The following is a 12115-nucleotide window of genomic DNA, read 5'->3' on the forward strand; positions in this document are numbered from 1 at the left end:
CGGAGAAAACGCATGGACATGATTCGCCCCTTCGGGACACTAAGGATGACCGACGTCGAAATCGTCGGCGGCAAGAACGCCTCCATCGGCGAGATGATTCAGGGCCTCGCCGCCTCGGGGGTGCGCGTCCCCGGCGGCTTTGCGACCACCGCCGACGCCTTCCGGCTCTTTTTGCAGGAAAACGACATCGAAACCAAAATCAACGCCAAATTGAAGGCGCTCGACGTGAACGACGTCAACGCCCTCGTCGCGGCGGGCAAGGAGATTCGCGGCTGGGTGGAGGAAGCCAGGCTGCCCGCCGCGCTGGAAGAGGCGATTCGTCAGGCTTACGGCGAGATGGGCGACGACCCCGACGTGGCTGTGCGCTCCTCCGCCACCGCCGAGGACCTGCCCGAAGCGAGTTTTGCCGGGCAGCAGGAAACCTTCCTGAACGTGCGCGGCATCGACGAGGTGCTGAAGCACGTCAAGCTGGTGTTCGCCAGCCTGTACAACGACCGCGCCATCAGTTACCGCGTCCACCACAACTTCGAGCATTCCGAAGTGGCGCTCTCGGCGGGCGTGCAGCGCATGGTCCGCACCGACCTCGGCGTGTCGGGCGTGGCGTTTACCCTCGACACCGAATCCGGCTTCCGGGACGCGGTGTTCGTGACCTCCTCCTACGGCCTGGGCGAAATGGTGGTGCAGGGGGCCGTGAACCCCGACGAGTTCTTCGTCTACAAGCCCGCGCTGGAGCAGGGCAAAAAGGCCGTCCTGCGCCGGACACGCGGCAGCAAGCAGAAGAAGATGATTTACGCCCCGGAAGGTGGCGTGCAGACGGTGGACGTGGCGGAGGCCGAGCAGCGGGCCTTTTCCCTGTCCGACGACGACCTGACCGAACTCGCCCGCCAGTGCGTGACCATCGAGAAACACTATGGCCGCCCGATGGACATCGAGTGGGGCAAAGACGGGCGCGACGGGCAGATTTACATTCTTCAGGCCCGCCCCGAAACCGTGCAGAGCCGCGCCGGGCGCACGCTGGAGCGCTTCGAGCTGACCGGCAAGGGTGACGTGCTGGTCGAGGGCCGCGCCGTGGGCAACCGCATCGGCGCGGGCGTGGTGCGCGTGGTGAAGGACATCTCGCAGATGGACTCCGTGCAGGACGGCGACATTCTGGTGGCCGACATGACCGACCCCGACTGGGAACCGGTGATGAAGCGGGCCTCGGCCATCGTGACCAACCGGGGCGGACGCACCTGCCACGCCGCCATCATCGCCCGTGAACTCGGGATTCCCGCCGTCGTGGGCACCGGCAACGCCACCCGCGAACTCCAAAACGGCCAGGAAGTCACCGTGTCCTGCGCCGAGGGCGACACCGGCTACGTGTACGGCGGTAGGCTGGACTTCCACGTCAACCGGGTGGAACTCGACGCCATGCCCGAAGTCGGCATGAAAATCATGATGAACGTGGCCTCGCCTGACCGCGCCTTCTCCTTTGCCGCGCTGCCGAACGAAGGCGTGGGGCTGGCCCGCGTGGAATTCGTCATCTCCAACGTCATCGGCATTCACCCCCGCGCCCTGCTCGACTACCCGGACGTCCCCGATGAAGTGAAGGCCCAGATTGAGGAAAAAACCGCTGGATACGCCTCGCCGCGCGACTTTTTCCGCGAAAAGCTGGCCGAGGGTGTGGCGAGCATCGCCGCCGCGTTTGCGCCCAAGCCGGTCATCGTGCGTCTCTCGGATTTCAAGAGCAACGAGTACCACCACCTTATCGGCGGCCCGGCCTACGAACCCACCGAGGAAAACCCCATGATCGGCTTCCGGGGCGCGAGCCGCTACCGCAGCGCCGACTTTGCCGACGCCTTCGCGCTGGAGTGCGACGCCATGAAGCAGGTGCGCGACGACATGGGCCTGACCAACGTGCAACTGATGATTCCCTTCGTGCGCACGGTGGCCGAGGGGCGGCGCATTCTGGAAATCCTGAAGGAAAACGGCCTCACGCAGGGCGAGAACGGCCTCAAGGTCATCATGATGTGCGAGGTGCCGAGCAACGCCCTGCTGGCCGACCAGTTCCTCGACCTGTTCGACGGCTTTTCCATCGGCTCCAACGACCTGACGCAGCTCACGCTGGCGCTCGACCGCGACTCCGGGCTGGTGGCCGACATGTTCGACGAGCAGAACGAAGCGGTCCTCGCCCTGATGGGCATGGCGATTCGGGCCGCCAAGGCCAAGGGCAAATACGTCGGCATCTGCGGTCAGGGCCCCAGCGACCACCCCGCCCTCGCCCAGTGGCTGATGGACCAGGGTATCGACTCGGTGAGCCTGAACCCCGACAGCGTGCTGAGCACCTGGCTGCACCTGGCGGGCGAACAGGCGTAAGCTGAACTTGAGGCCAGGGCTGGCAGGGGAGGGGCGCGTGAACGAGGGGCAGAAAAATATTTTGGTGGGTGCGGCCGTAGTCCTCGGCGTCCTCCTGTGGCAGTGGGCAGATGGGCAGCCCCCCGGCACCGCGCTGCTGAATGCCGCCTTCTTCGGCCTGTATCTGGGCGCCCTCAGTTTCCCGGCACCCGCCTTGCGCTGGGGCCTCCTGTTCGCGGTGGCCCTCGTCGCGGCCCTTATCAGCGGTCTTTTCTTCAATCCGGCGGGCCTCGCTCCCTTCCCGGCGCTGGCGCAGGCGTTGGCGGTCACGTTGCTGCTGGGGCTGATCGGTGAAGTCGCCTGGCGTTCTAGGAAGCGGTCCCTGCGCGGCTGAGCGAGGTGATGAGGAAAGCCCCTGCCCAGTCGGGTGGGGGTTTTTCCTTGTGGCGACCAGTCCCGACGGTCAGGCGGGGGGGCATCGGCGCCGCTGCAAGCAGGCGCGGGCCGACGCAGAGCGTGACGGGGAAGAGGGAGCGGCCTAGAGCATTTGACAAAAAGATGGCACAGCTTTCTGGCGAGCGGAGCGAGTACAAAACAAAGAGCAGGACGGAGAAGGGAGCGGGTGGCGGTGCTGTTCCGACGCACGCGTAATTCGGAGAACTGCTCTAAGGTCCGCCAGGCAAAGGGTGAACCCCGACAGCCCCCCCGCCGCCCCATGCCCTACCCTGCCTCCCATGACATCAAGCGAGAGCATGGGGACCGACATCATCGTGATAGGCGCCGGACTCGCGGGCCTGACCGCCGCCCGCACCCTGCAACGGGCCGGGAAAACCGTGCGGGTGCTGGAGCGCTCGCAGCACCTCGGGGGGCGCGTGTGGAGCAAGCAGGTGGACGGCTACACGCTCGACGTGGGCTTTATTGGCATGTTCACGGCGTACCCGGCGGCCAAGCGGCAGTTCGACTACGACGCCCTCGACCTCGTGCGGCTCAAGCCCTCGGCGGTGCTGCGGCAGGAAGGCGGACGGGCCGAACTGGTGGGCGACCCCCTGCGCGACCCGGCGGCGCTGCCCGGTGACCTGAGCGCGGCGGCGCTCACAGTGAAAGACCGGGCTGTGGCGGCGAAACTGGCGGCAGAACTGCTCGCCCGGCCCGCCCATGAACTCCTGAACGGCCCCGACCAGACCACCCGCGCGTACCTGCTGGAACAGGGCTTTTCCGAACGCTCGCTCGAACGTTTCTTCACCCCGTTTTTCGGCGGGCTGGTGCTCGACCGCCAGCTGGAAACGAGCGCCGGGCTGTTTCGCTACTACTTCAGAATGCTGATGACCGGCGACGTGTCCATTCCCCGCGCGGGCATGAGCGAGCTGCCCCGGCAACTGGCGCGGGCGCTGGACGTGTCGTTCGGCGTGACGGTGACGGGCCTGCACGCCGGACCGGATGGCGTGACCGTGCAGATCGAAACGGGTGAAACGCTGCATGCCGTCCAGGTCGTCGTCGCCACCGACCCGAATGCGGCGGCGCGGCTGCTGGGCGAGCGGCCCGGCGCGGCGCGGCCCATCGCGCGGGGGAGCCTCGGCAGCACCTACCTGCACTACGCTGCCCCCGAGCCGCTGGAGCGTCAGCGGCGGCTGCAACTGGGCGCCCTGCCGACCGGGCAGCTCAATCAGGTGTTCTGGTTGCAGGAGGAGTTCCCCAACCGCGTGCCGGACGGTCACGGCCTGCTGATCGTCTCGGTCTGGGGCGTGCCGGACGTGGACGACGCCAGCCTGAGCGCCCAGGTGCTGGGCGAACTGCGCCCCTGGTACGGTGCCGGGGTGGAGCGGCTGCGTCTGCTCTCGGTGGACCGTATTCCCCACACGCAGTTTCCGCAGCCCGCCGGATACGCGGCCACCCTGCCCGGCCACACGACGCCGCTGCCGAACGTCTTTCTGGCGAGTGAGGTCAACTCGCTCAGCGGCATCCAGGGCGCCCTGGAAGGCGGGGAAAAGGCGGCGGCGGCCATTCTGGGCGACCTGGAGGTGCTCAGCCGCCCCCGCGGGGCGTAAAGGTGGGGGCGTGCCGCTCGTCCCAGCAGCTCAACCCCGAGCGCTGGCGACACCCCGACGTGCGGCCGGCGGTGATGGGCGCCTTTATCGCGGGCATGGACACGGCGGCCAACAGCCTCGCTTTCGTCCTCTACCGCATGCACCGGCACCCCGAGTCCCTGCCTGCGCTGCGGGCCGAGGTGGACGCCTTGTTCAGGGCCGGGCCCCCCACCGCCGAGGCCCTGGGCCGCTCGCCGCTGCTGCACCGCTTCGTCATGGAAACCATGCGGATTCACCCCATTGCCCCGGCGCTGAGCCGCACGCTGACCGAGGACGTGGACTTCGCCGGGGTATCACCTTCCTGCCGGCACCCCTGTCATCATCGGCACCACCGTGCCGCACGGCCTGTCCGAGCTGTACCCCGACCCCGAGCGCTTCGACCCGGGCTGCACAGTCAAGGCCGAGCGTTACCGCGAGCTTCCCAGCCTGCAAGCCTACCTGCTGGTGGACAGCCGCAGCCGGGGCGCCGCCATCTGGCGCAGAGAGGGCCAAGGGTGGGTGTTTGAGGTGATGGGGGAAACCTTCGATTTGCCTTGCCCTGCCGTGACCCTGAACCTCGCAGACTTCTACGATGGGACTAGTCTCTAACTCGCCTCAAAACTCAGCCCCCGCCCGCTACTGAGGAGCGACAGCGTAGAAAAATTGTTGCTCATGTGAAAAACACATGGCATTATAAAGATATGCTAACTAGGCGCAAGTTCTCGCTCTTTATTCCGTTAGTCTTGGCATCGTGCGCACCGACTGCGACGAGTCAGCCTACGCCTATTGAGGGTATTGAAACGGCCTCTAGCGAGTGCCTTTACAACTCCTCCATATCCTTTCTTGTTCAGAATGGCTACACTGTCACTCAAACGGATAAATCTGCAGGGATTATCAGTGCTGTTTTTTATAACACCTATACTCGTAACTCTTATCCAGCCACAATACAAATTCTGCCGAAGGGAAGCGATCCAAGAATAAACTTTAATTTCACCATTGGTATGAATGGTGCATATGTAAAATACATGAGTAAAGTAATCCCGAGCTGCCCAAGTCAATAATAGCTCAGTACCTGACAGGTTGGGTTCCTAGCCGTCCTGGACGGCAGCGACCGAAGGTCCACTCTTCTCCATTTCTCCTGGATTCAAGCCACTCAACAGCCGTAGTGCTCAGAGCATGGTGGGACAACGGGTTCGATAACGACGCGATTTATGGCGCCAGAGCTTGGAAAACACCGTCCTGTACGTCTTCTGGAGCAACCTGTCAGGTACTGAGCAATAATAGACAAGAAGCCCCCGCCTGTGAAACTGGGCGGGAGCTTTTTTTACTGCTCTATTTCCTGAAGTCTACGCTTACGCCTTGACTTCGCCCTGGCTCTTGCTCAGGATGCCGCGCAGCACGGTTTGCAGGATGCCGCCGTTCTTGTAGTAGTCGATTTCCACAGGGGTATCGATGCGGCACATCACGGTGATGTCTCGGGCCTGGCCGTCCTTGCCGGTGACGCGAACAGTCACGTCCTGACGGGGCTTCAGGTCGGCGGGCAGCACGAACTCGAAGGTTTCGTCGCCGCTCAGACCCAGGGAGTCGGCGGTCTGGCCGTCCTTGTACTGGAGGGGCAGCACGCCCATGCCGACCAGGTTGGAACGGTGGATGCGCTCGAAGCTCTCGGCAATCACGGCCTTGACGCCCAGCAGGAAGGTGCCCTTGGCGGCCCAGTCGCGGCTGCTGCCCATGCCGTAGTCCTTGCCGGCCAGCACGACCAGCGGCACGCCCGCTTCCTTGTAGGCGACGGAAGCGTCGTAGATGCTGGTGACTTCGCCGTTCAGGAAGTTGGTGGTAAAGCCGCCTTCGGTGCCGGGGGCGAGCTGGTTTTTCAGGCGGATGTTGGCAAAGGTGCCGCGCGTCATGATGCGGTCGTTCCCGCGACGGCTGCCATAGGAGTTGAAGTCCTTGGGCGCGATGCCGCGCTCGGTGAGGTAGCGGCCAGCGGGGGTGTCGGCCTTGAAGCTGCCGGCGGGGGAGATGTGGTCGGTGGTCACCGAGTCGCCCACCTTGACCAGCACGCGGGCGCCCCGGATGCTCTCGATGTCACGGGCGCCGCCCGCGAGGTCGTCGAAGAAGGGGGGGTTCTGGATGTAGGTGCTGTCTTCCTTCCAGTCGTACAGGTCACCCTCGGCGACAGGAATGGCGTTCCAGTCGGCGTTGCTCTTCTCGATGCCGTCGTAGACCTTCTTGAACATCTCGGCGGTGATGGAGCGGTCCATCGCCTCCTGAATCTCGGCGCCGGTGGGCCAGATGTCTTTCAGGAACACGTCCTGACCCTGCGCGTCCTGACCGATGGGGTCGTTCACGATGTCGTTCACGACCGTGCCCGCCAGCGCGTAGGCGACGACCAGGGGCGGGCTGGCGAGGTAGTTGGCCTTGATGTGGGGGTTGACGCGGCCCTCGAAGTTGCGGTTGCCCGAGAGCACCGAGGCCACCACCAGGTCGCCTTCGGTAATCGCCTCGACGACGGGTTCAGGCAGCGGGCCGGAGTTGCCGATGCAGGTCATGCAGCCGTAGCCCACGGTGTTGAAGCCGATCTGGTCGAGGTAGGTCTGCAGCCCGGCGGCTTCGAGGTACTCGGTCACCACGCGGGAGCCGGGGGCGAGGCTGGTCTTGACCCAGGCGCGGGTCTTCAGGCCCTTTTCCACGGCCTTTTTCGCGACCAGACCGGCGGCGATGAGCACGCTGGGGTTGGAGGTGTTGGTGCAGGAAGTGATGCTCGCCAGCGTCACCGCGCCGTGCCCGATCTTGATGTCGGTGCCGCCGATGGTGCCCTGGGCGCCGAGCTTGTCCTGACCGAGTTCGAAGCCACGGTTCTTGACGGGCGCGGTCAGCGCCTCACTGAACACGGTGTGCATGTCGCTGAGGTTCACGCGGTCCTGCGGGCGCTTGGGACCGGCCAGGCTGGGCACGATGGTGCCGAGGTCGAGTTCGATGGTGTCGGTGAACACGGGGTCGGGCGTTTCGTCGGTGCGGAACATGCCCTGGGCCTTGTAATAAGCCTCGACCAGACCGACTTCGTCTTCCAGGCGACCCGTGCGGCGCAGGTAACGCAGCGCTTCGTCGTCCACTGGGAAAAAGCCCATGGTGGCGCCGTATTCGGGGGCCATGTTGGCGATGGTGGCGCGGTCGGGCAGGGTCATGTTGCTCAGGCCCGCGCCGTAGAACTCGACGAACTTGCCGACCACGCCCTTCTGACGCAGCATTTCGGTCACGCGCAGCGCGAGGTCGGTGGCGGTGGCCCCTTCGGGCATCGCGCCGGTGATCTTGAAGCCGATGACTTCGGGCATCAGCATGTAGATGGGCTGGCCCAGCATCACCGCTTCGGCCTCGATGCCGCCCACGCCCCAGCCCACGATGCCCAGGCCGTTGATCATGGTGGTGTGCGAGTCGGTGCCGACGAGGCTGTCGGGGTACACGACTTCGCCGTCTTCCTCGGGGCGGGTCTGCACGCCCTTGGCGAGGTACTCGAGGTTGACCTGGTGAACGATGCCCGAAGCGGGCGGCACCACGCCGAAGTTGTCGAAGGCCTGCTGGCCCCATCTGAGGAACTCGTAGCGTTCACGGTTGCGCTCGAATTCCAGCGCCATGTTGTTCGCGAGCGCGAACTCGGTGCCGAACTCGTCCACCTGCACCGAGTGGTCGATGACGAGGTCCACCGGAATCAGCGGGTTGATCTTGCTGGGGTCACCGCCGAGGCCCACCATCGCGCTTCTCATGGCGGCGAGGTCCACCACGGCGGGCACGCCGGTAAAGTCCTGCAAAATCACGCGGGCGGGCTTGAAGGGAATCTCGACCTCGGGGTTGGTCGCACTCCACCCGGCGACGGTCTCCACGTCCTCGCGCCGCACGTCGTAGTCGTTGGCCTCGCGCAGCACGCTTTCGAGCAGCACCTTGATGCTGACGGGCAGGCGCGACACGTCGTGGCCCTGCAACTTGCTCAGGTTGTAGAAGTACAGTTTCTTGTCGCTGCCGGGCACCTGCAGGGTGTCACGGGCGCCAAACAGGTTCATCGCCTTGTCTGCCATGAGTAAGGTCCTCCTTGCCCGCCAGAACTCAGTGTTGGGGGGCGTTGGCCTCATCATAAGCCGCTGGGCGGAAGAAACCACCGTCACCGGGACAGGCACGGAGAAAATCTTTGTAACCACTTTGGAGACAACACAGAAAGCTGGCGAACAGGGGCAACCTGCCGGACCGATTCGGGGCGCCGCGTTCTTGTTAGGCTGCCTCACGCCTATGACCGACCTCGACCTGCCCTTTCCCGACAACAGCCTCGCCCCGCACGAGGAGCAGCGCTTTCAGGCCCTTGAACAGACCGTAGAAGGCGGCCTGCGCGACTTTCAGCGCACCGGGCAGGCGCTGGCCGAAATCCGCGACAACCACCTGTTCCGCGAGACGCACGCCGATTTCGAGACGTACCTGCGTGACCGCTGGGGATTCAACCTGAGGCAGGCCGACCGCATCATCGACGCGGCGGTGGTGGCCCGGCAACTGGAACCGCTGGGCATCGAACCCCGGCACGAGCGGCAGGCCAGCACCTTCAAGCCCGCCGTGAAGATCATCGGGGCGCTGGAGCCGGAGCAGCAGCGCCTGATTTCGCGGCTGGTCGAGGAGCGGCGGGGCGCGGGGAGCGACGTGCCGCCCTGGGAAGACGCCGCCGCGCCCGAGCTGAAGATCATGGCGAACGTGGTCCAGAAGCTGACGCCCGAAAAGACCGTCTACCACCCCGAATCCGGCGACGAGGTCGAACTGGGCACCCTCAGCCCGGCGCAGCGCTACGAGGTGGTGCGCGAACACGTGGTGCAAAAGGCGCAGGCCTACCACGAAAAGCAGGCGGCCAGGGCGCAGCAGCCGCCCCGCGAGCGGGTGAACTGGGCCGACTGGTTTATCGCCTACGCCGCCGAGCATCTGGACCACGAGCAGCAACTCGAACTGGTCATCGAGCAGGGGGAAGGCGGCCCACCCCGCGCCGTCGCCCGCGTGATGAGCAAGGTGACCGGCGAGGTGCTGGCCCAGGGCGAGCCGTCGGACGACCTGAAACGGGCCGTGATGACGCTGCGCGGGGCCGTCAGCGGGTAAAGTCCGGATCACGCGGCATGATGGGGCCATGTTCCAGCCGCTTCAGGGTCTGACCGTCGTTTCTCTGGCCCCCAACGTGCCCGGGCCGCTGGCCGCCGCCTCGCTGCGGGACGCGGGGGCCAGGGTCGTCAAGGTGGAGGGTCCGGCGGGCGACCCCCTCGCGCAGATGTCGCCCGAGTGGTACGCGGAGCTGCACCGGGGAATCGAGGTGCGGGCCATCGACCTCAAGACGGACGCGGGCCGGGCCGAGCTGGACACGCTGCTGGCGGGGGCCGATCTGCTGCTGACCAGTTCGCGTCCGGGGGCGCTGGCGCGGCTGGGGCTGTCGCCGGAGCGACTCACACGCGACTTTCCCCGGCTGTGCCGCGTGACCATCGTGGGCGATACCCGCGACCCCGAAGCGGCGGGCCATGACCTGACCTACCAGGCCGAAGCGGGCCTGATCGACCCCGCGCAGCCCGCCATGCCGCGCACGCTGGTGGCCGACCTGACCGGCAGCCGCGAGGCCTACGCCGCCGCGCTGGGTCTGCTGCTGGGCCGTGAGCGGGGGCACGCCGAGCGCGAGCGGGTGGTGGGTCTGGGGGACGCGGCGCGCTTTGCAGCCGCGCCCTACCGCGTGGGCCTGACTGCGCCGGGGGGGCTGCTTTCGGGCGCCTACGACAACTACCGCCTGTACGCCACCGCCGACGGCTGGGTGGCCGCCGCGCCGCTCGAACCCCACTTCGCCGCCCGCTGGTCCGAAGCGCTGGGCGAGGACGCCGCCGCTGCGCTGCGTACCCGGCCCACCGCCCACTGGGAAGCGCTGGCCGCCGAGCGTGACCTGCCGCTGGCCGCGCTGGCGGGGGAATAAATGACTTCTCTGCGCGAACGACTGGGCCTGCGTCTGCCGCTGGTGCTCGCGCCGATGGCGGGCGGCATTTCTACTCCGGCGCTGGTCGCGGCGGTTTCGGAAGTGGGCGGGCTGGGCAGCCTCGGCGCGGCGTATCTGACGCCGGAACAGGTGCGGCAGGCGGGCGCCGAACTCCACCGGCTGACCTCACGGCCCTGGGCCATCAACCTGTTCGCGCCGCAGCCGGTCCCGCAGATCACGCTGCCGCAGGTGCAGGCCGCCGCCGCCGAACTCGCCCCCTTTCACGCCGAACTGGGCCTGCCCGCCCCGGCGCTGCCGCAGACGCCCGAACCCGATTTCGCCGAACAGTTCGCGGCGGCGCTGGCCTGCCGACCCGCTGCCCTGTCCTTTACCTTCGGGCGGCTGGGTGCGGCACACCTGGCCGAGTTGCGCGGGCGCGGCATCCTGTCCATCGGCACGGCGACGGGCCTGGAGGAAGTCCGGCAGCTCACCGCCGACGGGGTGGACGCGGTGGTCGTGCAGGGCGGCGCGGCAGGCGGGCACCGGGGCGGCTGGGCGCACGACGAACAGGCGGGCACCCTGGCTCTGGTCCGGGCGGCGCGGGCCGTGACCCACCTCCCCCTGCTGGCGGCGGGCGGCCTGATGACGCGGGACGACGTGGCCGCCGCCCTCGCTGCCGGGGCGGAACTGGCGCAGTGCGGCACGGCTTTTTTGCTGGCTGACGAGGCGGGCACCTCTGCGCCTTACCGTGCGGCGCTGGCACGCGGCGGCGAAACGGTGCTGACACGGGCGTTCAGCGGGCGCCCGGCGCGGGGGCTGAAAAACGCCGTGACCGAGGGAGTGGCGTACCCCCTGCCTTCCCCCTACCAGAATGCCCTGACGCGGGCCATGCGTGCGGCAGCGGCTCAGGCCGGACGCCCCGACTTCCTCAGCCTATGGGCAGGAACGGGCGTGGGGCAGGTGCGCCCCGGTCCGGCAGCAGAACTGGCCCGGCAGCTCACCGCTGGTCTCTGAGACGGGCCTGGCGCGGCGCGGGGGAGACGGCGGCGATTTTTCCTCCTTCAGGCTGTCGCCGTGTCTCTCCCGGAAATTCTCTTTCCCAGAAGGTTGGGTATCAGTTCGACTTCACCGTCACCCGCACGGGCTGCGCAGGCACCTTCACGCGCAGGCCGTCGGCAAAGCCGGTCAGCCAGCCTTCCACCATGTACTCCCCGGCGGGCAGGTCGAGGTCGCGGGTGTACTGCACCTGCCCCTTCGCTGCCACCGTATCGCTGCGCAGGTCCTGGGCGCACAGACGCGGCTCCTGGCCGGGTTTGGGGTACACGACCTCGCGGCTGCCCACCTTCAGCACGCGCACGGTGGGGGCGGTCACGCAGTTCTGTTCGTTGTCTCGCGGCACTTCCAGTTTCACGGCGGCGGCGCGGTTGCTCTTGAGCGTCAGGGTCAGCGGTACCTTGCCCTTGACGCTGCGCGGCGCACTCAGCACGGCGCTCACGTTGTCCAGACGGGCGGGCAGCGTGGCGGCGGGCACCGTCACAGGCTCGGGCACCGCAGGGGTTTCCAGCAGCACCGGCGCCGGAAGCACAGTGCCCTGCGGCGGGACGTTCTGGGGGGTGGTGGTCTGGGTCGCAGTGGTCTGCGCGGCGGCGAGACCAAGCAGGGGCAGCAGCAGGAGGGCACGCAGGTTCATGGGACCAGGGTAACGGGTGCGGATGACGCGAGGCTGAAAAGACCGTCCGCCTCT

The 12115-nt window shown here is 66.9% G+C and carries 9 protein-coding genes and 1 pseudogene; 8 read left to right on the forward strand and 2 right to left on the reverse strand.

Going from position 1 to position 12115, the window contains the following annotated elements; genetic code table 11:
- Positions 1 to 12 precede the first annotated feature (12 nt).
- From ppsA to G6R31_RS16830, 5 genes and pseudogenes are all read left to right on the forward strand, one after another.
- The gene (gene ppsA / locus G6R31_RS02580) at positions 13 to 2355 is read left to right on the forward strand and encodes a pyruvate, water dikinase (protein ID WP_025566847.1); all 2343 of its coding nucleotides are present in this window, start codon (positions 13 to 15) and stop codon (positions 2353 to 2355) included.
- A gap of 64 nt (positions 2356 to 2419) precedes the next feature.
- Complete coding sequence (locus G6R31_RS02585) at positions 2420 to 2728, forward strand: hypothetical protein (protein WP_152423468.1); 309 nt, start codon at positions 2420 to 2422, stop codon at positions 2726 to 2728.
- A 340-nt stretch (positions 2729 to 3068) separates the two neighbouring features.
- On the forward strand, positions 3069 to 4379 hold the full coding sequence (locus tag G6R31_RS02590) for an NAD(P)/FAD-dependent oxidoreductase (protein WP_152423467.1): 1311 nt from the start codon (positions 3069 to 3071) through the stop codon (positions 4377 to 4379).
- A 95-nt stretch (positions 4380 to 4474) separates the two neighbouring features.
- Positions 4475 to 4651, forward strand: a pseudogene (locus G6R31_RS16825) (cytochrome P450); the annotation flags it as partial.
- 100 nt (positions 4652 to 4751) lie between these two features.
- Entirely contained in the window at positions 4752 to 5006 is a 255-nt protein-coding gene (locus G6R31_RS16830) for a cytochrome P450 family protein (protein WP_017869377.1), read from the forward strand.
- A gap of 743 nt (positions 5007 to 5749) precedes the next feature.
- Here G6R31_RS16830 and acnA read toward each other — a convergent pair.
- The gene (gene acnA, locus G6R31_RS02600) at positions 5750 to 8470 is read right to left on the reverse strand and encodes an aconitate hydratase AcnA (protein ID WP_017869376.1); all 2721 of its coding nucleotides are present in this window, start codon (positions 8468 to 8470) and stop codon (positions 5750 to 5752) included.
- 208 nt (positions 8471 to 8678) lie between these two features.
- Between acnA and G6R31_RS02605 the strand changes: the two genes are divergently transcribed.
- From G6R31_RS02605 to G6R31_RS02615, 3 genes are read left to right on the forward strand one after another with little or no spacing between them, the layout of a single operon-like run.
- Positions 8679 to 9521, forward strand: a complete 843-nt coding sequence (locus G6R31_RS02605) for a hypothetical protein (protein ID WP_017869375.1) — start codon at positions 8679 to 8681, stop codon at positions 9519 to 9521.
- Positions 9522 to 9549: 28 nt separating this feature from the next.
- Positions 9550 to 10371 (forward strand): CoA transferase, encoded by an 822-nt coding sequence (locus tag G6R31_RS02610; RefSeq protein ID WP_017869374.1) that lies wholly within the window; start codon positions 9550 to 9552, stop codon positions 10369 to 10371.
- The gene (locus G6R31_RS02615; RefSeq protein WP_017869373.1) at positions 10372 to 11385 is read left to right on the forward strand and encodes an NAD(P)H-dependent flavin oxidoreductase; all 1014 of its coding nucleotides are present in this window, start codon (positions 10372 to 10374) and stop codon (positions 11383 to 11385) included.
- Between the two features lie 100 nt (positions 11386 to 11485).
- On the opposite strand, the gene G6R31_RS02620 is transcribed toward G6R31_RS02615, so the two are convergent.
- Positions 11486 to 12061: a hypothetical protein gene (locus tag G6R31_RS02620; RefSeq protein WP_017869372.1), complete on the reverse strand. Its 576-nt coding sequence runs from the start codon at positions 12059 to 12061 to the stop codon at positions 11486 to 11488.
- Positions 12062 to 12115 lie beyond the last annotated feature (54 nt).

This window comes from Deinococcus wulumuqiensis R12, from assembly GCF_011067105.1.
Lineage (GTDB): Bacteria > Deinococcota > Deinococci > Deinococcales > Deinococcaceae > Deinococcus > Deinococcus wulumuqiensis.

Coding starts and splice junctions, on each gene's coding strand:
- ppsA (WP_025566847.1), top strand. CDS start 13: ATGGACATGATTCGCCCCTTCGGGACACTAAGGATGACCGACGTCGAA.
- G6R31_RS02590 (WP_152423467.1), top strand. CDS start 3,069: ATGACATCAAGCGAGAGCATGGGGACCGACATCATCGTGATAGGCGCC.
- acnA (WP_017869376.1), bottom strand. CDS start 8,470: ATGGCAGACAAGGCGATGAACCTGTTTGGCGCCCGTGACACCCTGCAG.
- G6R31_RS02605 (WP_017869375.1), top strand. CDS start 8,679: ATGACCGACCTCGACCTGCCCTTTCCCGACAACAGCCTCGCCCCGCAC.
- G6R31_RS02610 (WP_017869374.1), top strand. CDS start 9,550: ATGTTCCAGCCGCTTCAGGGTCTGACCGTCGTTTCTCTGGCCCCCAAC.
- G6R31_RS02615 (WP_017869373.1), top strand. CDS start 10,372: ATGACTTCTCTGCGCGAACGACTGGGCCTGCGTCTGCCGCTGGTGCTC.
- G6R31_RS02620 (WP_017869372.1), bottom strand. CDS start 12,061: ATGAACCTGCGTGCCCTCCTGCTGCTGCCCCTGCTTGGTCTCGCCGCC.